General features: G+C 70.9%; 19 protein-coding genes. 3 read left to right on the forward strand and 16 right to left on the reverse strand.

Going from position 1 to position 22065, the window contains the following annotated elements:
* Positions 1–38: 38 nt before the first annotated feature.
* The 4 genes from ACIO52_RS27225 to ftsY all read right to left on the reverse strand — a co-directional run bounded on the left by ACIO52_RS27225 (position 39) and on the right by ftsY (position 6067).
* Entirely contained in the window at positions 39–2480 is a 2442-nt protein-coding gene (locus tag ACIO52_RS27225; protein ID WP_402647841.1) for a [protein-PII] uridylyltransferase, read from the reverse strand.
* 83 nt (positions 2481–2563) lie between these two features.
* Positions 2564–2902, reverse strand: a complete 339-nt coding sequence (locus ACIO52_RS27230; RefSeq protein WP_110036141.1) for a P-II family nitrogen regulator — start codon at positions 2900–2902, stop codon at positions 2564–2566.
* Positions 2903–2907: 5 nt separating this feature from the next.
* Positions 2908–4254, reverse strand: coding sequence for an ammonium transporter (locus ACIO52_RS27235; RefSeq protein WP_218716821.1), 1347 nt, complete (start codon positions 4252–4254; stop codon positions 2908–2910).
* A gap of 292 nt (positions 4255–4546) precedes the next feature.
* Positions 4547–6067 carry a signal recognition particle-docking protein FtsY gene (gene ftsY / locus ACIO52_RS27240; RefSeq protein WP_402647845.1) on the reverse strand — a complete coding sequence of 507 codons (1521 nt, stop codon included), beginning with the start codon at positions 6065–6067 and terminating at the stop codon, positions 4547–4549.
* Positions 6068–6222: 155 nt separating this feature from the next.
* Here ftsY and ACIO52_RS27245 point away from each other — a divergent pair, with 155 nt between their 5' ends.
* Positions 6223–6612 (forward strand): DUF2237 family protein, encoded by a 390-nt coding sequence (locus ACIO52_RS27245; protein ID WP_019048221.1) that lies wholly within the window; start codon positions 6223–6225, stop codon positions 6610–6612.
* Here the strand turns inward: ACIO52_RS27245 and ACIO52_RS27250 are convergent.
* Positions 6596–7360 (reverse strand): TetR/AcrR family transcriptional regulator, encoded by a 765-nt coding sequence (locus ACIO52_RS27250; RefSeq protein ID WP_402647848.1) that lies wholly within the window; start codon positions 7358–7360, stop codon positions 6596–6598. The genes ACIO52_RS27245 and ACIO52_RS27250 overlap by 17 nt on opposite strands.
* Positions 7361–7472: 112 nt before the next feature.
* Between ACIO52_RS27250 and ACIO52_RS27255 the strand changes: the two genes are divergently transcribed.
* A complete protein-coding gene (locus tag ACIO52_RS27255; protein ID WP_402647851.1) occupies positions 7473–8384 on the forward strand; it encodes an NmrA family NAD(P)-binding protein in 912 nt (303 codons plus the stop codon).
* Between the two features lie 405 nt (positions 8385–8789).
* Positions 8790–9932, forward strand: coding sequence for an MFS transporter (locus ACIO52_RS27260; RefSeq protein ID WP_402647854.1), 1143 nt, complete (start codon positions 8790–8792; stop codon positions 9930–9932).
* Between the two features lie 57 nt (positions 9933–9989).
* Here the strand turns inward: ACIO52_RS27260 and ACIO52_RS27265 are convergent, their stop codons facing one another.
* From ACIO52_RS27265 to ACIO52_RS27315, 11 genes are all read right to left on the reverse strand, one after another.
* On the reverse strand, positions 9990–10622 hold the full coding sequence (locus tag ACIO52_RS27265; protein WP_402647857.1) for an HAD family acid phosphatase: 633 nt from the start codon (positions 10620–10622) through the stop codon (positions 9990–9992).
* A gap of 71 nt (positions 10623–10693) precedes the next feature.
* On the reverse strand, positions 10694–14320 hold the full coding sequence (gene smc / locus ACIO52_RS27270) for a chromosome segregation protein SMC (protein ID WP_402647860.1): 3627 nt from the start codon (positions 14318–14320) through the stop codon (positions 10694–10696).
* Positions 14321–14473: 153 nt separating this feature from the next.
* Complete coding sequence (locus tag ACIO52_RS27275; RefSeq protein ID WP_316575585.1) at positions 14474–14974, reverse strand: DUF1707 domain-containing protein; 501 nt, start codon at positions 14972–14974, stop codon at positions 14474–14476.
* A gap of 85 nt (positions 14975–15059) precedes the next feature.
* Positions 15060–15515: a DUF350 domain-containing protein gene (locus ACIO52_RS27280; RefSeq protein WP_218719275.1), complete on the reverse strand. Its 456-nt coding sequence runs from the start codon at positions 15513–15515 to the stop codon at positions 15060–15062.
* A gap of 35 nt (positions 15516–15550) precedes the next feature.
* Positions 15551–16714 (reverse strand): glutathionylspermidine synthase family protein, encoded by a 1164-nt coding sequence (locus ACIO52_RS27285; protein WP_342802319.1) that lies wholly within the window; start codon positions 16712–16714, stop codon positions 15551–15553.
* A complete protein-coding gene (locus ACIO52_RS27290) occupies positions 16714–17250 on the reverse strand; it encodes a hypothetical protein (protein ID WP_218719290.1) in 537 nt (178 codons plus the stop codon). Before ACIO52_RS27290 ends, ACIO52_RS27285 begins: the two co-directional genes overlap by 1 nt.
* A gap of 208 nt (positions 17251–17458) precedes the next feature.
* Positions 17459–17740 (reverse strand): acylphosphatase, encoded by a 282-nt coding sequence (locus tag ACIO52_RS27295; protein WP_218719273.1) that lies wholly within the window; start codon positions 17738–17740, stop codon positions 17459–17461.
* Between the two features lie 70 nt (positions 17741–17810).
* A complete protein-coding gene (locus ACIO52_RS27300; protein WP_218719272.1) occupies positions 17811–18257 on the reverse strand; it encodes an OsmC family protein in 447 nt (148 codons plus the stop codon).
* A 91-nt stretch (positions 18258–18348) separates the two neighbouring features.
* Complete coding sequence (locus ACIO52_RS27305) at positions 18349–19056, reverse strand: response regulator (RefSeq protein ID WP_402647866.1); 708 nt, start codon at positions 19054–19056, stop codon at positions 18349–18351.
* 59 nt (positions 19057–19115) lie between these two features.
* Complete coding sequence (locus ACIO52_RS27310; protein ID WP_316575587.1) at positions 19116–21659, reverse strand: sensor histidine kinase KdpD; 2544 nt, start codon at positions 21657–21659, stop codon at positions 19116–19118.
* Positions 21656–21820 carry a hypothetical protein gene (locus ACIO52_RS27315; protein WP_218719269.1) on the reverse strand — a complete coding sequence of 55 codons (165 nt, stop codon included), beginning with the start codon at positions 21818–21820 and terminating at the stop codon, positions 21656–21658. The genes ACIO52_RS27310 and ACIO52_RS27315 overlap by 4 nt, the downstream gene beginning before the upstream one ends.
* Positions 21821–22065: the final 245 nt, after the last annotated feature.

Here is a 22065-nt window from a genome sequence, read left to right on the forward strand (position 1 = left end):
CTGATAGCAATCGGTGGTGAAACCGTGTCCTGACTGTCTCAGTCGGCGCTCGCCTCCGCGGGCGGCGGGGGCGCCGGGAGCGGCACCACGTCCAGGACCGCCTTCTCGATGCGGTCACGCAGCTGCGGGCTGTCGGCGTCACCCAGATCGAGACAGAAGGCGTCGACCACGGCCGACCCCATCGTGACGACCTTGGCCCAGCGGACATTCACCCCAGCCGTGGCGAAGGTGCCCGCCAACCTGCTGAGCAGGCCCACCCGGTCTTCGGCGCGCAGTTCGAGAATCACCAGTCCCGGCGTGCTGGTGGCCGACCAGATCATCCGCGGCTGAGCGCGGGCATAGCGGCCCGGTCCGGCGGCGACCGCCTCGGCCTCGCGCTTGGCGAGCACCTCGGGCAGGTTCAGCGCGCCGGTGGTGGCCCGGATCAGCTCCTGGCGCAGCAGGCCCGCGTCCGGTGGGTCACCGAACTTCGGCGTCACCACGAAGGTGTTGATCGCCGACTCCCCCGCGCTGCCGAGCGAGGCCGACAGCACCCGCAGCGAGTGCAGGGCCAGCACACCCGCGGCGTCGGAGAGCAGGCCGGGCTCGTCGGGCGCGATGACGTTCACCAGGTAGGTGTGCTTGCCCTCGCCCGGTGTGAGGGTGACGTGCACGCCGCCCGCCCGCGCCTTCTCCAGCAGCTCCGGGTCGATCGGTTCCGGCTGCGGCAGCGGCTCCCCCGCCATCACCAGCTTGCAGCGCCGCACCAGGTCACCGATGAGCGAGGCCTTCCAGTCACCCCAGACACCGGGGCCGGTGGCCATCGAGTCGGCCTCGGCGAGCGCGTGCAGCAGTTCGAGCAGACCGACGTCACCGCCGAGCGCGTCGGCGACGAACCGGACGGTCTCCGGATCGGCCAGGTCACGCCGGGTCGCGGTGTCGGGCAGCAGCAGATGGTGGCGCACGATCGCGCTGAGCGTGCGCACGTCCGAGGGCCACAGGCCGAGCCTGCGGCCGATGTGGGTGGCCAGTTCGGCGCCGACGACGCTGTGATCACCCGCCCGGCCCTTGCCGATGTCGTGCAGCAGCGCGCCGAGCGCGAGCAGATCCGGCCGGGCCACCCTGGTGCTGAGCGCGCCCGCGTAGGCGACGGTCTCCATCAGGTGCCGGTCGACGGTCCAGGTGTGCAGGGCGTCGCGCGGCGGCAGGTCACGGACCGCGCCCCACTCGGGGAACAGCCTGCCCCACAGGCCGGTTCGATCCAGCGCCTCGACCGCGTCGATGCTGCCGCGGCCGGCGCCGAGCAGGACCAGCAGGTCGTTGAGCGCGTCCTTGGGCCACGGCTCGCGCAGTTCCGGCGCGTCCTCGGAGAGCCGGTTGAGCGTGGTCGCCGACATCGGCAGCCCGGTCTGCGCCGAGGCGGCGGCGACCCGCAGGATCAGGCCGGGATCGCGCTGTGGCCGCGCGTCCCTGGCCAGCACCACCTCGCCGGAATGCTCGACCACCCCCTCATCGAGTGGTCGGCGCACCGGCATCCGGCGCAGCCTGGCCAGGCCGCGGCGCGGCAGCGCGTTGGCCGCGGTGCGCAGGCCGACATCGGTCGAGTAGCTCACCGTGCGGGCCGAATCGCTCAGCGTGCGGGCCAGATCGAACCGATCGCCGATGCGTAGCGCGGCGCCGATCTCGTCGGCGTCCTGGGCGCGCAGCTGGTCGCGGGCGCGACCGGCGACGCGGTGCAGTTCGGTGCGCACGTCGAGCAGCCTGCGATGGGCCTGCTTCAGGCCGCCGCCGGGGACCTCGGGGCCCAGCCCCGGCATGGCGTCGGTCAGCTGGGCGATGGCAAGCGCGTCGAGCAGCTGGATATCGCGCAGGCCGCCCCGGCCGTTCTTGAGGTCGGGCTCGGCGCGGTGAGCGATCTCGCCGCTGCGCTGCCAGCGCGCGGTGGTCTGGGCGATCAGTTCGTCGAAGCGGGACCGGATGCCGGTCCGCCACTCCCGGCGCACTCCGCCGATGAGCAGATTGGACAGGTCCTCGTCACCGACGATGTGGCGGGCCTCGAGCAGGCCGAGCGCGGCGACCATGTCGTCGGCGGCCACCCGCAGCGCCTGCGGCACGGTGCGGACACTGTGATCGAGCTTGATGTGGGCGTCCCACAGCGGATACCAGAGCTGATCGGCGACCTCCGACACCACGGCCGGGTCGACGTCGTCGTGCAGCAGCACCAGATCCAGATCGGAGAACGGCAGCATCTCGCGACGGCCGAGGCCGCCGACCGCGACGACGGCCAGGCCGCTGTCGGCGGTGATGCCCAGTTCGTTGCCCTTGCTGGTGAGCCACAGTTCGAACAGGTCGACCAGGGCCGCGCGCAGCGATTCCGGATCGAGCCGGGGATTTCGGGGCCCCGCCCCGTCGAGCAGCTGTGCTCTGGCCTTGACCAGGTCGGCCGCCCCGTTGTTCTGAATACCGCCGTTCTGTTGTGCCACAGTCCCACCGCCATTCATGCGGGCGGCCCCGCCCCGACCGGGTCGTACCGGTGGGAGCGGGGCCGCCGCTCGATCGTTTACAACCGTGCGTCGCTACCGAATTACAGAGCGTCGCTTCCGCGTTCGCCGGTGCGGACCCGGATGATGGTGTCCACCGGGGTCACCCACACCTTGCCGTCACCGATCTTCCCGGTGCGCGAGGCCTCGACGATCACCTCGACGACCTTCTCGACCGACGCGTCGTCGACGACGACCTCGACACGAACCTTCGGAACGAAGTCCACCGAGTACTCCGCACCGCGGTAGACCTCGGTGTGGCCCTTCTGCCGGCCGTATCCCTGGACTTCGCTGACGGTCATGCCGAGCACGCCTGCCTGCTCCAGCCCGGTCTTCACGTCTTCGAGCGTGAACGGTTTGACGATTGCCGTAACCAGTTTCATGTTCGTCATGCCTCCTTGACGAGCGAGCGTGCCGTGCCACCCACAGCAGCGAAATCGTAAGCGGTTTCCGCGTGCTCGGACTCGTCCAGGCCCGCCGCCTCGGACTCCTCGCTCGCGCGCAGGCCGATGGTGAACTTGATCGCGTACGCGATCACGGCCGTCACGACCAGCGAGTAGGCCAGGACGGTGAAGGCACCGACAGCCTGCAGCTTCAACTGCTCGACTCCACCACCGTAGAACAGACCCTCGACAGCTGCGGGAGCTTCGGCCGTGGCGACCAGGCCGACCATCAGGGTGCCGACCAGACCACCGACCAGGTGGACGCCGACGACGTCGAGCGAGTCGTCGAAGCCGAAGCGGAACTTCAGGCCGACGGCCAGGGCGCACAGCGCGCCGGAGACGACACCGATGGCCAGCGCGCCGACGACGTTCACCGAGGAACAGGCCGGGGTGATCGCGACCAGACCGGCGACGATGCCCGAGGCCGCGCCGAGGGAGGTCGGGTGACCGTCACGGATCTTCTCCACCAGCAGCCAGGCGAGCATCGCGGCCGCGGTGGCGATGGTGGTGGTGAGGAAGGTGGCACCGGCGATACCGTTGGAGCCGACCGCCGAACCCGCGTTGAAGCCGTACCAGCCGAACCACAGCAGACCGGCGCCGAGCATGACGAACGGCAGGTTGTGCGGACGGAACGGGGACTTCGGCCAGCCCTTGCGCTTACCGAGGATCAGGCACAGGACCAGACCGGCCGCACCGGCGTTGATGTGCACAGCGGTACCACCGGCGAAGTCGATCGCCTTGAGGTTGGTCGCGATCCAGCCGCCGTTCTCGGCGGTGATGCCGTCGAAGGCGAAGACCCAGTGCGCGACGGGGAAGTAGACGATGGTGGCCCAAATTCCGGCAAAGACGAGCCACGAACCGAACTTCAGGCGGTCGGCGACCGCACCCGAGATGAGGGCGACCGTGATGATCGCGAACATGAGCTGGAAGGCGACGAAGACCGACAGCGGGATGGTGCCCGCGAGCGGGATCCCCGCCGGCGTCGCCGGGTCGGTGGTGGCCAGGTACTGGCCGCCGAACACGCCCTTCAGGCCGAAGTACTGGAGCGGGTCACCGAAGAAGTTGCCCTTGTCTTCGCCGAATGCCACTGAGAAGCCGTAGAGACACCACAGGATGGTCACCAGACCCATCGCGGAGATGCTCATCATGATCATGTTCAGCACGTTCTTGCCACGGACCATACCGCCGTAGAAAAACGCCAAGCCCGGCGTCATCAGCAGCACGAGTGCTGACGCGGTCAGCAACCATGCAGTGTCACCGGCATCGGGTGCGCCGATTACGGGAAATGCCACCTTGTGTTCCTCCTCATCTCGGGCCCTGCCGATGACGGCAAAAGGACCTGTACAGAAGGGTCGCCACTCGGTGTTTCATCCGTTGAGCTGTGGTGTTTCACCTGAGTGAACGGATAGCGCGGTTGTGTTGCTTCCACGTTTCGTGCGGTTGGCCACCACTTGTCGCCTCACGGTGAGACCGGTACGAGTGTGCGGTTCGCCCGGCGTTCGCGTGGGGAGGCGGGCACGGCGTTTCCCCTGGAAAACAGCGATGCCCGCCCGATCGCTGGATCGGGCGGGCATCGCCGGCTGACTACGCGGCGCCGCCGAGCAGCGCGTCGACGAAGGCACCGGGCTCGAACGGCGCCAGATCGTCGGCGCCCTCGCCCAGACCGACGAGCTTCACCGGCACGCCCAGCTCGTGCTGCACCTGGAACACGATGCCGCCCTTGGCGGTGCCGTCCAGCTTGGTCAGCACGACGCCGGTGATGTCGACGACATCGGCGAAGACCCGCGCCTGCATCAGGCCGTTCTGGCCGACGGTCGAGTCGAGCACCAGCAGGACCTCGTCGACCTCGGCCTTCTTCTCCACGACGCGCTTGACCTTGCCCAGCTCGTCCATCAGGCCGGTCTTGGTGTGCAGGCGACCCGCGGTATCGATCAGGACCGCGTCGACCCCGCGATCGATGCCGGCGGTGACCGCGTCGAAGGCGACGGCGGCCGGGTCGGCGGCTTCCTTGCCACGCACGGTCTCGGCGCCGACCCGCTCGCCCCAGGTCTGTAGCTGATCGGCGGCGGCGGCGCGGAAGGTGTCGGCGGCGCCGAGCAGCACCCGGCGGCCGTCGGCGACGAGCACCCGGGCCAGCTTGCCGGTGGTGGTGGTCTTGCCGGTGCCGTTGACGCCGACGACCAGCAGGATCGCCGGATGGTCGGCGTGCGGCAACGCGTGAATGGACCGGTCCAGCTCGGGGCGCAGCGCCTCGATCAGCACGTCACGCAGGGTGGCGCGGGCCTGCTCCGGTGTGCGCACGCTGCGCGCGGCCATCTCCTCGCGCAGGCGCTCGACGATCTTCGCGGTGCTCGCGGTGCCGATATCGGCCAGCACCAGGGTGTCCTCGACCTCCTCCCACGAGTCCTCGTCGAGGTCACCACCGCCGAGCAGACCGAGCAGGCTCTTGCCGACCGCGTTCTGTGAACGGGACAGCCTGCCGCGCAGGCGCTCGAGCCGGCCGGAGGTGGGGTCGATCTCCTCGATCGCGGCGGCGACCGCGTCGACCTCGGCGGGCGCGGTCGGGGCGGGGGCCTCGGCGACAGGTTCGGCGGGCGCGGTCTCGGCCGGGGTGGGTTCGGTCTCGGCCGGTGCCGTCTCGACGGGGACGGTGTCGGTGGGCGCGGTCTCGGTGGGCGCGGTCTCGGTGGGCGCGGTCTCGGTGGGCGCGGTCTCGGTCGCGGTGGTGTCCAGGGAGCTCAGGTCGTCCGGGACGACCACGGTCTCGGCGGCCTGGACATCGGCCTCGGGCAGCGGGACGTCGGTGATGCCGCGGCGGGGGGCGTCGCGCGGGACGGCGGCGTCGTCGCCGACGTGCGGCTGCCCCTCGTCGTCGGTGCGCTCCCCCACCGGTTCGGGTCGTGGCAGCGTGGGCGCCGACCCACCCTGACTGAAACTGAATCCGCCGGACGCGGTGTACCCACCGGACCGGTCCGTCAACTCCTTGTCCGGCTCGGGCGGTGCCAGGGAGATCTGGCGCCGCTTGTACAGGACGAAACCCGCGACGAGCGCCACCAACAGCACGGCGGCGATCGCGGCGATCAGGATCCACGCTTGCGAACTCACCCGGCAGAGTCTATTCGGGAGGCGGATCGCGGCACGTCGGCGGCGTCGGCGCGGCGGGTCGGTGACGAGGGACGGAGCGCATCGGCACGCCGGGGAAACACTACAGATTCGTTGTCCTGCGGAACTTCTGGCGCTCGCCCCATAGGATCGGCGACGTGACCGATCGAAACGTGCTTGGGGGGCCGCTGGAAGAGTGCGGCACCGATCCTCTCACGGGCTTCTACCGGGACGGCTGCTGCAGCACCGGTCCGGAGGATCTCGGCAGCCACACCGTGTGCACGGTCGTGACGGCGGAATTCCTGGAGCATCAGGCATCCATCGGCAACGACCTCAGCACTCCCCGTCCGGAGAACAACTTCCCCGGCCTGCAGCCGGGCGACCGCTGGTGTGTGGTGGCGGTGCGCTGGTTGCACGCGCACGAGGACGGCGTCGCCGCACCGGTGGTGCTGGCCGCGACGCACGAGAACGCCCTGGAGGTCATCTCCATGGACATCCTCCGCAAATACGCCGTGGACGTGCCGGACGACGTCAGCGATCTGCTGTAGGCACGGGGTGGCGCCTGCGGTGCGCCTTCTGCCGGCAGGCTGCCGAGCAGTAGCGGGCGGGCCTGCCGGTGGCCGATCGGCGCACCGGTGCGGCGCACACGGGACAGCGCGCAGTTTCGTCACCCGGACGCGTTTCGTCACGATCTGACGGCGCCGGTTCCGTGACGCCCGCCGGGCGGGCGCGCAGGGCGTCGAGGACGAGCACGACAGCGGGCGCGAGCGGCTCGCCCGCGCGTCGATGCCGTTGGATCGCCACGCAGCCGGTGAAGATGTCGAGCACGTCGGCGACGCCGACATCGGCGCGAACAGTGCCCTGCCGCTGGGCGGCGGCGAGCAGGGCGCCCAGCGCCCGATGGAAGCGGTTACCCGCGCCGCGAAGCAGGGCTCGTGGCCAGCCGTCGTCGGATTGCACCAGGTCACAGAGGTCCTTGTTGCCCGGCGTCGTCACGATGACGTGGGTGCACAGCGCGAAGAAGGCCGCGCCGGGGTCGGGATCGGCCAGGTGCTCGGCGGCCAGCGCGGCGAGCCGGTCGACCCGCTGCTGCATCACCGCCTCCAGGAGATCGGTCTTGGTCGGGAAGTGCCGGTGAACGGTGCCCGCGCCGACGCCGGCCCGGCGGGCGACCTCCGCCAGCGAGACGGTGGTGCCGCGTTCGGCGAGCGCGCGCTGCGCGGCGGCCAGCACGAGGGCCCGGTTACGCCGGGCGTCGGCCCGGATGGCCGGTTCCGCGCCGTTGTCGACGGACATTTCGTTACGCCTTCCCTGCACCACACCTGGTCAACCGGGGCGACCCGCCCGTACCGTCCGGAATACGGGTCGACCGACCCGATTATAGGGAACGAAACGGAGCTCATCCGCAATGACTTCAGCACTGCCCGTTCTGATCACCGGCGCGACCGGCAAGCAGGGCGGCGCCACCGCCGGGAAACTGCTGGCCGACGGACACCCGGTCCGCGCCCTCGTCCGCGATCCCGCCGCGCCGGCGGCCCGCGCCCTGGCCGAGGCCGGCGCCGAGCTGGCGATCGGCGATTTCGACGATCCCGCCTCGCTGCGGGCGGCCGCCACCGGGGTCCGGGCCGTATTCCTGGTTCCCCCAGTCGATTACGGCCCGAGCGGCTGGAACGCGGGCGATGAGGGCCGCCGTGGTGTCGCCATGGTCGATGCCGCGCGCGCCGCGGGCACCGACCAGATCGTGTTCACCGGCGTGGCCGCGCTCGGCTCGGCCGACTCGTGGGGCCAGGAGGGCAAACGCCGGATCGAGGACGCGGTCGCCGCGTCCGGCCTGCGCTACACCGTGCTGCGCCCGGTGCGGTTCATGGACAACTACCTCCTGCGGGGATCGCCGGTCGACGGCATCAGGGCGGGCGGGGAACACCGCCACCTGTTCCCCGCCGATCAGCCGCTCCAGATGGTCGCCCTGGCCGACATCGCCGCCTTCGCCGCGCTGGCCTTCGCCGCTCCGGCCGACTGGCACGGCCGGACCCTGGAGCTGGCGAGCGAGGCGATCACCCCGGTCGCGGCCGCCGCGGCCATCGCCGAGGCCACCGGCCGGGCGATCCACTACCGCGAGATCGACGAATCCGAGGCCGAGGCGATCGGCCCCCAACTGGGCAACACCTGGCGATTGATCCGCGAAACCGGCGGCTGGCACGCCGACCTCCCCGCCCTGCGCGCGCTGTACCCGGGCCTCACAACCCTGCGGGAATGGCTGGCCACGGGCGGAGCGGCGAAAATATCGGCCGAGCTCGACGAGCCCGCCCCGACCGCCTGACCACCGCGTCGCCCGCCGCAGCGGTGCGACCAGGCAACAGCGCGCAGCCACGCGGCGTAGCCCCGGCAGCACAGCGCGGATTCCAGCCAGGGTGCCGGTCACCTGACCAGGTCCGCCGAGCCTTGTCACGCCGGGCGGTGGCAGGCCGATACCGCGCGGCTCCCGGTGGCTCGAGCGGGGCTCTCTGCGCACGGTTCAGGCTCCGGCACGCTCGGGCGATGCGGCGCAGTGGAGGGTGGTCTGTCGGGTCTCACCGCATCACCACACCTGGTCGGCGGGTCGTGACGGTGACGTCGTTATCCCGCCAGCGACCGGTTCGGCGGCTTCCTACCGTCGGTCGTTGTGCATGCTGAACCTGTCGCCACGAGGCCGAGAACTCCGCTGCGTGGCTCTGTCGTGTTGTTCATGTCATCGGCTGCCGCGCTGGGGACCTCGGCGCTGTATCCGCTGCAACCCGCGATCGCGGATGTCGCGGACTCGGTGGGCGCGGGGATCGCGGTCGTGGGGACCGCGCTGGCGTGCGGGCCGGTCGGGTATCTGGTAGGGCTCGGGCTGCTGGTCCCGCTGGTCGACCGGTTCTCGCCCGCGCGGCTGCTCGCGGTCCAGTTCGCGGTGCTCGCCGCGGCATTGGCGATGAGCGCGACGGTCGGCCGACCGTGGCAGCTGGGCGTGGTGATCGGCGTGGTCGGGGCGTGTTCGGCGGTGGGCGCCGCGCTCAGTTCGGTGGCGGGACGGCTCGCGTCACCGGATCGGCGCGCGACGATCCTCGGCATCGTGACCGCGGGGATCTCGGCAGGCATCCTGGCCGGGCGCATCGTCGGCGGGTGGCTCGCCGACGAGATCGGCTGGCGTGCGATGCAACTGACGTTCGCGGCCGCCTGCGGGTGCGTCGCGCTCGGCTGCCTGGCCGTGCTGCCGACCGAGCGGGGCACCAGCGATCGCGGCTACCTCCGGACGCTGCGTTCCCTCCCCCGCCTGATGGCACGCGACGACACACTGCGGACCGCGTCGATCCGCGGCGCGCTGTGGTTCTTCGCGTTCTGCGCGGTGTGGAGCGGACTCGCGGTCGCGCTGTCCGAGCCGCCGTTCTCGTATTCGGCGGAACAGATCGGCCTGTACGCCCTGGCAGGGCTGTCGGGCATCGCGGCGACGCGGATCGCGGGCGGATGGACCGATCGCGTCGGCCCCCGGCGGGTCCTGCTGACCGGTCTCGCCCTGGCCGGTGTCGCCGCGATCGTCCTGGGCACCAGCCTGACCGGCACCGTGGTGACGCTGGTCTGCCTCGCGCTGTTCGACGCCGGCCTCTTCGCCGCCCAGGTCGCGAATCAGAGCACCGTGCTCGCCATCGACCCGGCCTCGCCCGCACGCTTCAACAGCGCGTACATGATGGTGTATTTCGTGGGCGGCAGCCTCGGCACCGCCTTCGGCGCGGCCGCGGTCGAGTGGTTCGGCTGGCCCGCGACCGCCACGATCGCGGCACTCGCCATCGGGGTCGCGGCCATCCTCGTCGCGATCGCCCCCCGCGACTCGACTCCGGTCGCACCGTGAGAAGCCCCGCCACGGCGCCGAGCGAATGCCGGTCTCCCCGGCGCCGTCGCGCGCGGATCAGTTCAGCGCGCCGTTGTAATCCGGGAACTTGAAGGTGCGCTCGGCGTGCCCACCGGACAGGTCCGACGGGCTGTTGCCGATATTGGCGACGATCGTGTAGCCCTTGCTCTCGATATCGGCCCTGCTCGCGGTCTTGTACTCGGCCAGTCCGGCATTGCCCGCCGACAGCGTGGTCGGCGCGCTGCCGTACAGCCCGTCGACCGGGTAGCCCACCGAGCTCAGGTTCGCCTGCGAATAGGCGTTGACCAGCGCGGGCCTGCCGGTGACGAAGATGATCGCGGCACCGTTCTGCTTCGCCCAGGTGGCCAGGCCGAGCACCGGCTGGATCGCCGGGATGATCAGCCCCGTGTTGTAGGAGGTCTCGAGCGTCGTGTTGTCGATGTCGAAGACGATCGCGGGCTTGGTCGCGCCGGGCAGCCGGCCGGCGAGATAGGTCTTCGCCTCGGCCACGACGGGTGTGATCTCACCGATCCACTGCGCGTACGGCGGCAGCTCGGACTTGTTGCCCGACAACGACGACGAGCCGCCGCCGGACAGCGACGACGAACCGGTGTCGGCGCCGGCCACGGGCAGTGGGGCGAGGAGCGCGGCCGCGATACCGGCGACCAGCGATGCTGTAACACGTTTCATCCGTCGCACGCTAACAGCGGCCACCATCGGTGAAATGTGTTGCCAATTCACCATCCCGGACAGTGGGACAGCTACGCCGGCGCGCCCACCGGATCGGTATCGGTCACCTCGGCGCGGTTCAACCGCTGCGAGATCACCTGGGTGATGCCGTCACCGCGCATGCTGACGCCGTAGAGCGCGTCGGCGATCTCCATGGTCGGCTTCTGGTGGGTGATGACGATCAGCTGGCTCTTCTCCCGCAACTGCTCGAACAGGCCGATGAGCCTGCGCAGATTGGTGTCGTCGAGCGCCGCCTCGACCTCGTCCATCACATAGAACGGCGACGGCCTGGCCCGGAAGATGCTGACCAGCAACGCGACCGCCGTCAGCGACTTCTCGCCGCCGGAGAGCAGCGACAGGCGCTTGACCTTCTTGCCCGGCGGCCTGGCCTCCACCTCGATGCCGGTGGTGAGCATGTCGGAGGGATCGGTGAGCACCAGCCTGCCCTCGCCGCCGGGGAACAGCTTGGCGAAGACGCCGACGAACTCCCGCTCCACGTCGGCGTAGGCCTCGGTGAACACCTGCAGGATGCGCGCGTCGACCTCGGCGACCACGTCGAGCAGGTCCTTGCGCGCGTTCTTGACGTCCTCGAGCTGGGTGGCGAGGAAGGTGTAGCGCTCCTCGAGCGCCGCGAACTCCTCCAGTGCCAGCGGGTTCACCTTGCCCAGGGTGCTGAGGTCCTTCTCGGCGCGTTTGGCGCGGCGCTCCTGGGTGGCCCGATCGTAGGGCATCGGTTGCGGCGCGCTGACCTGCTCGCCCCGCTCCTTGGCCGCCTCGTACTCCTGCAATTCCAGCGCCGAGGGCGGCAGTGCGACATCGGGTCCGTACTCGGCCACGAGATCGGCCAGCGCGATGCCGAACTGCTCGGAAATGGTCGTCTCGAGCTGTTCGATGCGCAGGGCCGCCTGGGCCTTGGCGACCTCGTCGCGGTGCACGGCGTCGGTGAGCTGGGCCAGCTGCGTGGTCAGCGCCCGCGACCGCTCCTTCACCTGTTCGAGCGCGGCGGCGCATTCGCCGCGGCGCCGGACCAACTCGTCGCGCCGGGCCGCGGCGGCGGCCACGACCTGCTCGAGCTCGCGGGCGATCTCGGCCCCCGACTCCGCGACCGCGGCGGCCACGGCGGCGGCCTGGCGGCGCGCGGCCTGCGCGCGTTCGGCGCGCGCCCTGGCCTCGCGTTCGGCGCGGGCGGCCCGGCGCAGCGAATCCGCCTTGCCGCGTACCGATTCCGCGCGTTCCTCGGCGGTGCGCACGGCCAGCCTGGCCTCGACCTCCATGGTGCGTGCTTCGGCGAGCGCGGCCGCGGCCTCTTCGCGTTCCCGGCCCGCGGTCTCGGTGCCCGCGGCGCCGTAGCTGTCGTCGCCGCCGTCGTGTTCCATCTCGGCGTGGCGCAGGCGGTCCTCGAGCTCGGCGAGGGAGGCCAGCGACTTCTCCCGCGCGGCCTCGGCGTCGGCGCGCTGGGTCGCCAGCCGCTCCCCCTCGGTCTGCGCCGAGCGCGCGGTCTGGCCGACGCGGGCCAGCCGGTCGTAGATCGCCAGCAGCGCCTGATCGGATTCGTGCAGCGCCATCAGCGCGTGATCGGCGGCGTCCTTGCGGTCGGTCTGCTCGGCCAGCGCCCCGGCCAGTGCGGCTTCCAGTTCCTCCGCCCGGCGCTGCGCGGCCACCAATTCGGCGGTGGCGGCGTCGATCTCGGCCTGGACCTCGAGCTGGCTCGGCATCCGCTCCGAACCGCCGACGATCCAGCCCGCGCCGGCCAGATCGCCGTCGCGGGTGACCACCCGCAGTTCCGGGCGCAGCGCGACGAGTTCGGTGGCGGTCGCCAGATCGTCGACGACCACCACGCCCGCGGTGAGCGCCGCCAGCGCGGGCCGCACCGGCTCGGCGCCGTCGACGACCTCGGCGAGCCAGCGCGCCCCCGTCGGCAGGCTGCCGCGTTCGGAGGGCACCAGCCCGGCGGTGGCGAAGACGAAGGCGACCCGGCCGCCGTCGCCGGAGCGCAGTTCGCGCACGGCGGCGTCGGCCGCGGTGGGGGTCTCGGCGGTGATCGCGTCGGCGAGCGGGCCCAGCAGCGCGGCGACCGCGGCTTCGAAACCGCTATCGACCCGCAGCTGCGCCGAGAGCCGGTCACCGAGGCCGCCGACCCCGTGTTCGAGCAGCCAGGCCGCGCCGTCCTTGCGGGCCAGGTTCATGCCGAGCGCTTCGATGCGGGCGCCGAGCCGGGCGACCAGCTTGCTCGCCTCGCGGTCCTGTTCCCGCAGTTCCCGCACGCGTTCGTCGGCCAGCGCCAGGGCGGCGACGGCGTGCTCGTGCTGGGCGTCGAGGCCCTTCTCACCGGCGTCCAGTTCGCCGAGTTCGTCCTGCACCGAGTCGTATTCGACCTGGGCGGCCTCGCCACGATGGCGGGCGTCGGCGATGGCGACCGACAGCCGGGCGATCTCGGCGTCGACCGATTGCGACTTCGTGCGCAGGTTCTCGACCTGGCCGGAGAGCCGGGCCAGCCCCTCGCGCCGGTCGGCGATCGCGCGCACGGCGGCCAGATGCGCCTGCTCGGCGGCCTTGGCCGCGTACTCGCGATCGGCGAGCGCCTCGCGGGCGGCCTCGAGCGTTTCGGTGGCCATCTCGACCGCGTAGCGCAGCTCGGCTTCCTCGGCCTCGATCCGGTCGGCCTCGGCCTCGAGCTGGTCGGGATCGCGGCCGGTGCCGACGGGCGTCTCGGTGTGCAGGTGCCTGGCCCGGTCACCGGCGATGCGGATGGTGGCGTTGACCCGCTCGGCCAGCGCGGACAGCTGGAACCAGGTCTGTGCGGCGGCCTCGGCGCTGGGACTCAGGCGCGAGAGCTGGAACTCCTGCTGCGCGAGCGCGGCATTGGCGGCGTCGAGCTCGGACTGCACGGTGATCTGCTGCTCGCGGGCGTAGGCCTCCTTGCTGAGCTGAGATTCCAGCTCGCCCCGCCGGGTCACCAGATCGTCGGCGGCCAGCCGCAACCGGGCATCGCGCAGGTCGGCCTGCACGGTCTGCGCGCGCCGGGCCACCTCGGCTTGCCTGCCGAGGGGCTTGAGCTGGCGGCGCAGTTCGGTGGTGAGGTCGGTGAGGCGGGCGAGATTGGCTTGCATCGCGTCGAGCTTGCGAACCGCCTTCTCCTTGCGGCGCCGGTGCTTGAGCACGCCCGCGGCCTCTTCGACGAACGCGCGGCGGTCCTCGGGGCGGGACTCCAGGATCGCCGAGAGCTGGCCCTGGCCCACGATGACGTGCATCTCGCGGCCGATACCGGAGTCCGACAGCAGTTCCTGCACGTCCATCAGCCGGCAGCTGCTGCCGTTGATCTCGTACTCGCCCGCGCCGTCGCGGAACATCCGCCGGGTGATCGAGACCTCGGCGTAGTCGATCGGCAGCGCCCCGTCGGAGTTGTCGATCGTCAGCGTCACCTCGGCGCGCCCGAGCGCGGCGCGACCGGTGGTCCCGGCGAAGATGACGTCCTGCATCTTGCCGCCCCGCAACGCCTTGGCACCCTGCTCACCCATCACCCAGGTGAGGGCGTCCACGACATTGGACTTACCGGACCCGTTCGGCCCGACGACGCAGGTGATGCCCGGTTCGAAGCGCAGCGTGGTCGCGGACGCGAAGGACTTGAACCCCTTCAACGTCAAGCTCTTGAGATGCAAGGCTGGCCCGCCTCTCCGCGATTCAGGCCAGACTCGAGCGCGAGAGGGACGGCGCACGCGGCTGGCGGTCGGGTATCGGGTTGCGGTAGCCCGTGCCCGACGAGTTACCCATGTGCTCGCGTGAGCTTACCCGCCGCTACCGGCCGCTCCGCGTCAGTGCGGGCGATCCGGGTTGTGTGGGTCCATGTGCTGGACGTGCTTCATCTGCTTCTGCAGCTGGCGCAGGTGGGTCTGGGTGCCCGGGGACGCTTCCCAGCCGGTGAGGACACGGAAGACCAGCACCGCGCCCCAGGGGCCGATGACCCACATCGGCCAGAAGTAGGTGAGCTCGCCGGCGCTCAACGAGATCAGACCCCAGATGACCACCACGATCAGGCTGACGCCGAGCCAGCTGCCCGCCTCGATGCGCTGCCAGACCGGGATTCGCGGACCCTTCTGCGCGGCGGGCGCGGCGGCCTGCTGCTGCGCGGTCAGCGGCGGCAGATCGGACAGCACGACGGCGAGTTCGTCGCGCGTGGCGGTCGCGTAGACCTTGGCGACGCGCTGGTCGTATTCGGTGAGATCGAGCCTGCCGTCGGCGAGATGGGTGCTCAGCTGCGCGACGATGGCGTTGCGCTCGGCGTCGGACGCGCGTGTGCCTGGGGTGATGTCCATGCCGACATCCTCTCGTTCACCAACCACAGTGGACAGCTGTTCCCAGCCTCCACCCTCCACTGTGTGATGTCAACCGCGGCGACGGTCACAGGATGGCGAACGCCACCACCAGACCCAGGGCGAAGTGCGCGGCCGCGACCACCAGCACCTCGGGGGTGTAGGTGTCGGCGTGCAGGGTACGGCCGATGTCGATGCCGGTGACCTTCTCGATCACACGCACCGAGATCACCTGCGCGATGATGCCGACCAGGCCGTAGACGACCGCGGCGATCAGCCCTTCGGAGAGCTTGTTGACCCCGCCGGTGGCCAGCACCGCGAACACGACGATGAAGGCCATGCTGACCATGCCCGCCGCGGACACGATCAGCGCGTTCGGCTTGCCGGCCACGACCAGGTCGCGCAGCTTGCCGGGCGTGGTCAGGTCGATGGCGAAGAAGCCGATCAGCATCAGCGCGAGACCGATGAGGCAGTACAGGATGATGGCGCCGACGCCTTCACCGAGCGCGCTCCAATAACCCGATTCCAGGGCGAGGGCGGTCATCGTGGTCCTTTCGAACAGTGTTGTGTGGTCACGGGTCAGTCGACGATGCGGTGCGGGACGAAGGCGGCGCCGTCGTCGGTGATCAGGCCCGCCGTCTCCCGGATGCCCAGACCCGCCGCCGTGTCGCCGACGACCCAGGCGCCCAGCACCGGGCGCATGCCGTCGAATTCCGGGAGCGGATCGAGCAATTGGTAGACGAAGCCCTCGGCGCCGTAGACGCCGCCGGTCGCGGTCTCCATGCCGGGACCGACGATGGTCATGTTGGCGCCCTCGCGACCGAGCTTGGGTTTGCGGATGTACTCGGTGAGCTCGTGCGGGCTGTCGAGGTAGGCGGGCAACAGGTTCGGGTGTCCGGGATACATCTCCCAGAGCACGGCCAGCAATGCCTTGTTGCTGAGCAGCGTGGTCCACAGCGGCTCGACCCAGGCGGTGGCGGGCAGGCTCTCGACCACGCGCTTGCCGAAGTCGTCGTCGAGGATCCACTCCCACGGGTACAGCTTGAAGACCGCCTCGATCGGCGCCTCGGCCAGATCGACGAAGCGGTGCAGCTCGGTGTCGAAGCCGACCTCCTCGATCGGCAGCGCGACCGTGTCGAAGCCCGCCTCGGCGGCGGTCTCCTGCATGTAGGCGGTGGTCACGTTGTCCTCGCCGGTCGCGTCGGCGCCCGACCAGGTGAAGTGCAGCTCGGTGCCCGGCAGCACGCCGCGCAGTGCGGTCCAGCGCTCCACCAGCTTCTCGTGCAGCGAATTCCACTGGTCGCCACCGGGGTACACCTGCTGCAGCCAGTGCCACTGGATGATCGCGGCCTCGAGCAGCGAGGTGGGGGTATCGGCGTTGTACTCGAGCAGCTTGGCCGGTCGCCGCGCGTCGTAGCGCAGGTCGAAGCGTCCGTAGACGTAGGGGTCACTGCGCCGCCAGGATTCGGCGATCGGCCCCCAGCTCCATTCGGGCAGCCCGAAATCGGCGTAGCGCTCGGTGAGGACCACGTGTTCGGCCGCGTGCAGGCACATCGACTGCAACAGCTCCACATCGGCTTCCAGCGCGAGGATCTCGTCCATCGAGAACTCGTAGTGCACCGACTCGTCCCAGTACGGACGCGGCTGACCGCTGGCATCGCGGCCGGGCGCGCCGTAGACCAGCCCCTGACTCTCGATGATCTGCTGCCAGCCCGGACGCGGCGTACTCGCCACCCGCCGCACTAGGACCCGCTCCCGCCGGTGGACTTGCTGCCGAGCCCGCCACGCTGGATCGTGGTGCCGCTCTTGGTGGTGACGGTGGCGTTGCGCGGCTTCACCGAGCTGCCGCCGCTGGGCGGCTTGCCGATGGTGGAGGTGCCGCCGTAGTGGTAGCGGTACTGCGGCCAGCCGAGCAGGATCAGGCTGCCCGCGCCACCGTGGCTGGTGTCGCTGCGGAAGTTGGTCTTGCCGTCGCCGCAGTTGTCGTCGGGGACGACGATCTCGTTGCCGTTCTGATCGATCTGCACGCACGAGGCGGTCACCTGATCCGGTGCCGCGATCGCCCGGTAGGCCAGATAGCCACCGCCGACCAGCGCGGCGACACCGACGACGGCGACGCCGCCGATCATCACCCGTTTCCTGGTGCGCCGCTTGGCTTCCGCCGCCTCGGCGGCGGCACGCTGGGCCTGTTCGGCCTGCTTGCGCGCCTTGTCCCGGGCGCGCGCCTCACCGACGGTGGGCGGGCGGGGCTGGGTGAGGCCGGGTTCCTGCCTGGCCATCCGGCCGGGCCGCGGCGCATCGGCGGGCGGTCCGGGCGGCTGCTGCGGCATCGGCGGCCAGCCCGCGCCGGGGTCGGGCGGCGGCCAGCCCGCGCCGGGATCCGGCGGCTGGTGGGGCGAGGGCCCGGAGCCACCCGCGGGCGGTTGATCGGGCGGACCAGGGTTCTGTGTGCTCACCGCTGCCGCCCCCTAGCCCCCGAAGTCACCACTAGCGCTCCTCGAATCCCGTCATGTCGCCCCGCGCGGGCTCCCAGCTTTCCACAACCAGGTCGACCCGGCCAGGTGCATCGCCGGACCGTAGCAGCTCGAGCAGCGTCGCGCCTGCCGATCGCGATCCTTCGGCGACCACGTGCACCCGTCCGTCGCGGTGATTGCGGGCATACCCGGTGAGCCCGAGTTCCAGTGCGCGCGAGCGGGTCCACCAGCGGAAACCCACCCCCTGCACCATCCCGTGCACCCAGGCGCTGAGCCGCTGCGGCGCCTCGCTCATGCCGCGTCCGATGCGCGTGATCGGGGTCGCTGCGTGGGGACACGGCGCTGCCGCCGCCGGGCCGGCCCGCTCATGCGTCGACGGCGAAGTTCAACGTCACCTTCGTGCCCGCCTTGAGCGTGCGGCCCACGGTGCACACCTTGTCGACGGCCCGCTGCACGGTGACCAGTAGTCGCTCGCGCGCGGCCTCGTCCAGCTCGGACAGGTCCAGTTCCAGGACCTCGTCGAGCTGCGGGTACAGCTCGTTCTCGCGGTCGGCGTCGCCGGAGACGCGGATGGTGGCGTCGAAGTCGTCACCGAGGCGGCGCGAGAGCGGCAGGTCCGAGCTGAGACCGGTGCAGGCGGCCAGCGCGATCTTCAGCAGCTCGCCCGGGGTGAACGCGCCTTCGACGCCCTGCGAGGCGATCAGGACCTCCGCGCCCCGATTGCTGCGTCCGGTGTAGGCCCTGGTTCCGGTGCGCTCGACCCACAGCTCGGTCGGTGCGGTGGTCACAGGTGCGTTCTGCTGCTCAGCCATGCCTTGATCCTGCCATTCGCGTCGGGGACGATGCACGCCTGGGAACGCCTGCGCGTGCGGCGGCATTCCGGCGCGTGACCCGGGGCACGCGTCACTCCTGGAAGCGGTACCCCATGCCGGCCTCGGTCAGCAGGTGCCGGGGGTTGGCCGGGTCGTCCTCGAGTTTGCGGCGCAGCTGCGCGAGATAGACCCGCAGGTAGTGGGTCTCGGTGGCGTAGGCGGGTCCCCACACCTCGCGCAGGAGTTCCTTGCGCCCCACCAGTTTTCCGCAATTGCGCACCAGCATCTCGAGCATGCCCCACTCGGTGGGCGTCAGGTGCACCGGCGCGCCCCGCTTGGTGACCTTCTTGGCGACCAGGTCGACGGTGAACGAGTCGGTGACCACCACCGGATCGACGGTGTCGACCTCGGTCGCCCCGCGCCGGACCGCGGCGCGCAGCCGGGCCAGCAGTTCGTCCATGCCGAACGGCTTGGTGACGTAGTCGTCGGCGCCCGCGTCGAGCGCTTCGACCTTGTCGGCGGAATCGGTGCGCGCCGAGAGCACCAGCACCGGCGCCGAGGTCCAGCCGCGCAACCCGGCGAGCACCTCGATGCCGTCCATATCGGGCAGGCCCAGGTCCAGGATCACGACGTCGGGCTGCCGTTCCGCGGCGGCGCGCAACGCGGCGGCACCGTTGCCCGCGGTGATGACCTCGTATCCGCGCACCGACAGGTTGATCCGCAGGGCCCGCACGATCTGCGGCTCGTCGTCGACCACCAGCACCTTGGTGGCGGCCGGAGCCTGGTTCTTGTCCGTCATCACCGTTCCTGGATTGTGGCCGGGCGGCCCGGCCTGATCTGTGGCGACCGCCGATGCGGTCATCGGTCAGTCTCGTCGGGATCGGCCGCGCTGTCATCGTCCGGGACCGGCGCGGCGCCGACCCCGGACGGCAGGTCGACCAGCATGGTCAAGCCGCCGCCGGGGGTCGGTTCGGCGTGGACGTTGCCGCCCATCGCCTCCACGAAACCGCGGACCACCGACAGTCCGAGACCCACTCCGGTGGTGTTGTCCCGATCGCCGAGCCGCTGGAACGGTTCGAACAACTGCTCCTCGGTCCCCGCCGGCACACCGGGGCCGACGTCGACGACCGCGATCGACACCCGGTCCCCGTCGTGTTCGGCGGTCACCCGGACCGGCGTCTCGCGGCCGGAGTGCCGCAGCGCGTTGTCGATCAGGTTGGCCAGCACCCGTTCGAGCAGACCGCTGTCGGCGAGCACGGAGACCTCACCGACCTCCACCTTCACCCGATCCATCGCCGCGCGGCGCAGTCCACGGGTTCCCATCCCGACGCTGACCAGCGCGCGATGGACCGCCTCGTCCATGTACACCCGTCGCAGCTGCGGGGTGACGACGCCGACGGCCAGCCGCGAGGAGTCGAGCAGGTTGCCGACCAGCGCGGTCAGCTGGTCGACCGATTCCTCGATCGCCTCGAGCAGCTCACCGGTGTCCTCGGCCGAGAACTCGATATCGTCGCTGCGCAGACTGGACACGGCCGCCTTCGCCCCGGCCAGCGGGGTCCGCAGGTCGTGGCTGACCGCCGACAGCAGGGCCCGGCGCAACCGGTCGGCCTCGAGCAGCGCCGCCGCGGCGCTGGCCTCCTCGGCCAGCGCGGCCTGGCGCACCAGCCCGACCGCCTGATTGGCGACGGCGTTGAGCACCGGCCGCTCCGTGGAATTGATCCGGCGGCCCGCCAGCAGCAGATGGCTCTGCGCGTCCCCCGCCTCGATGACGGTGTCGGCGTGCGACGGCCGGGTCGGCGGCTCGGTGCCCACCGAGGCGACGACCTGGTCCCCGGATCGCAGGCTCACCGCGCGCTGGCCGTAGGTCTCGCGGACCTGTTCGAGCAGATTGGGCAGGTCGGCGCCGTGCAGCACGGATCCGGCGAACATCGTCAGCAGTTCGGCCTCGCGGGAAGCCTTGCGCGCCTGCAGCGTCCGCTTCGCGGCCACATCCACCAGGGCCGCGACGGCGACCGCGACGATGAGCAGCACCACCACGGTCACGAAGTTGTCCGGCTCGGCGATGGTGAAGCTGTAGCGCGGGTCGGTGAAATACCAGTTCAGCAGCAGCCCGGACAGCAGGGCCGAGAGTCCGGCGGGTACCACGCCGCCGAACAGCGCCACCGCGACGACACCGACGAAGAACACGGCGCTGAGCCCGCCCAGCTGTAACCAGCCGTCGAGGAGCACCCCACAGATCAGGCTCACCAGCACCGGCACCACGACCGCGGCCAGCCACGCGCTGACCGGGCGCCGCGGGCGCAGCCAGTGCCTGCGCAGGCCGCGATTGGCTTCCTCGTGGGTCACCATGTGGACATCGATCTTGCCCGAGCGCTGCACCACGGTGGAGCCGATGCCCTCGTCGAGCATGCGTGCCCAGCGCGAGCGTCGTGAGGTGCCCAGCACCAGCTGAGTGGCGTTCACCTCGCGCGCGAACTCGAGCAGCGCGGTGGGCACATCGTCGCCGGTCACGGTGTGCAGCGAGGCGCCCAGACCCGCGGCGAGTTCACGCAGTTTGGCCATCCGCTCGGTCGACACCCCGGCCAGCCCGTCCCCGCGCACCACGTGCACCACCACCAGGTCGGCGCTGGACTTGGACGCGATCCGGCCGGCCCGGCGCACCACGGTCTCCGATTCGGGACCGCCGGTCACCGCGACGACCACGCGCTCGCGCGCCTCCCACAGCTCGGTGATCTTGTGGTCGGCCCGGTACTTGGCCAGCGCCGCGTCCACCTGGTCGGCCAGCCACAGCAGCGCGAGTTCGCGCAACGCGGTCAGGTTGCCGGGGCGGAAGTAGTTGCGCAGCGCCGCGTCGACCTTGTCGGCGGCATACACATTGCCGTGGGAAAGCCTGCGCCGCAACGCCTCCGGCGTCAGGTCGACGAGCTCTACCTGGTCCGCGGTGCGGACGACGGCATCGGGCACCGTCTCGCGCTGCTCGATACCGGTGATCTGCTGGACCACGTCGTTGAGACTCTCGAGGTGCTGCACATTGACCGTCGAGATGACATCGATGCCCGCGTCCAGCAACTGCTCCACGTCCTGCCAGCGCTTCTCGTGCACGCTGCCCGGCGCGTTCGTGTGCGCCAACTCGTCGACGAGCACCACCGCGGGCCGGCGAGCCAGCACGGCGTCGACGTCGAGCTCGGGCAGGTGCGTCCCCCGGTACTCGATCAGTTTCGCCGGAATCCGCTCGATGCCATCGAGCAGTTCGGCGGTCTTCTTCCGGCCGTGCGTCTCCACGACGGCCGCGACCACATCGCGGCCGCGTTCCAGCCGCCGATGCGCCTCGCCGAGCATGGCGTAGGTCTTGCCGACGCCCGGCGCAGCACCGAGGTAGATGCGCAGCTGTCCGCGTTTCACCGGTCCATCATCGCGGGTCGACGCGCCGGGGCCTGCGGGCGCACCGGCAACACACCGACGGTCACCATCGGTGCGTGTGAGGTGTTGAGCCGGCCGAGCACCCGGATCAGCAGCAGCGATGCGACGAAACCGAAGATCACCGCAAGGGTCACAACAGACACCGCGATCTCTCTTTCCGTGAACACAGGGGCCGGCGGTGCCCTTCGCCCGCCGGTGCACACCCTTTGTAGTCGCGCGAGTACGGCCTGATCTCGATCTTTACGGTGTGTTGACGGCTATCGGCCCTGCCTTGACGGCATCCTCACGCCCTTCCCCGGGCGACGCGTCAACATTTCGCAAAGGCCGTGCCGCCCGGCGCTAAGGAGTCGTAAGGAAACCACGCCGAGCCCTGATCCGGCGTTTCACT

The organism is Nocardia sp. NPDC087230 (assembly GCF_044744725.1).
Taxonomy (GTDB): Bacteria; Actinomycetota; Actinomycetes; order Mycobacteriales; family Mycobacteriaceae; genus Nocardia; species Nocardia canadensis.

Excerpts from the sequence above, each read along its gene's own strand:
- ACIO52_RS27280 (WP_218719275.1), bottom strand. The coding sequence starts at position 15,515 with ATGACCGCCCTCGCCCTGGAATCGGGTTATTGGAGCGCGCTCGGTGAA.
- ACIO52_RS27295 (WP_218719273.1), bottom strand. The coding sequence starts at position 17,740 with ATGAGCGAGGCGCCGCAGCGGCTCAGCGCCTGGGTGCACGGGATGGTG.
- ACIO52_RS27230 (WP_110036141.1), bottom strand. The coding sequence starts at position 2,902 with ATGAAACTGGTTACGGCAATCGTCAAACCGTTCACGCTCGAAGACGTG.
- ACIO52_RS27265 (WP_402647857.1), bottom strand. The coding sequence starts at position 10,622 with ATGAAACGTGTTACAGCATCGCTGGTCGCCGGTATCGCGGCCGCGCTC.
- ACIO52_RS27300 (WP_218719272.1), bottom strand. The coding sequence starts at position 18,257 with ATGGCTGAGCAGCAGAACGCACCTGTGACCACCGCACCGACCGAGCTG.
- ACIO52_RS27255 (WP_402647851.1), top strand. The coding sequence starts at position 7,473 with ATGACTTCAGCACTGCCCGTTCTGATCACCGGCGCGACCGGCAAGCAG.
- ACIO52_RS27225 (WP_402647841.1), bottom strand. The coding sequence starts at position 2,480 with ATGAATGGCGGTGGGACTGTGGCACAACAGAACGGCGGTATTCAGAAC.
- ACIO52_RS27275 (WP_316575585.1), bottom strand. The coding sequence starts at position 14,974 with ATGGACATCACCCCAGGCACACGCGCGTCCGACGCCGAGCGCAACGCC.
- ACIO52_RS27260 (WP_402647854.1), top strand. The coding sequence starts at position 8,790 with ATGTCATCGGCTGCCGCGCTGGGGACCTCGGCGCTGTATCCGCTGCAA.
- ACIO52_RS27250 (WP_402647848.1), bottom strand. The coding sequence starts at position 7,360 with ATGTCCGTCGACAACGGCGCGGAACCGGCCATCCGGGCCGACGCCCGG.
- ACIO52_RS27305 (WP_402647866.1), bottom strand. The coding sequence starts at position 19,056 with ATGACGGACAAGAACCAGGCTCCGGCCGCCACCAAGGTGCTGGTGGTC.
- ACIO52_RS27290 (WP_218719290.1), bottom strand. The coding sequence starts at position 17,250 with ATGGCCAGGCAGGAACCCGGCCTCACCCAGCCCCGCCCGCCCACCGTC.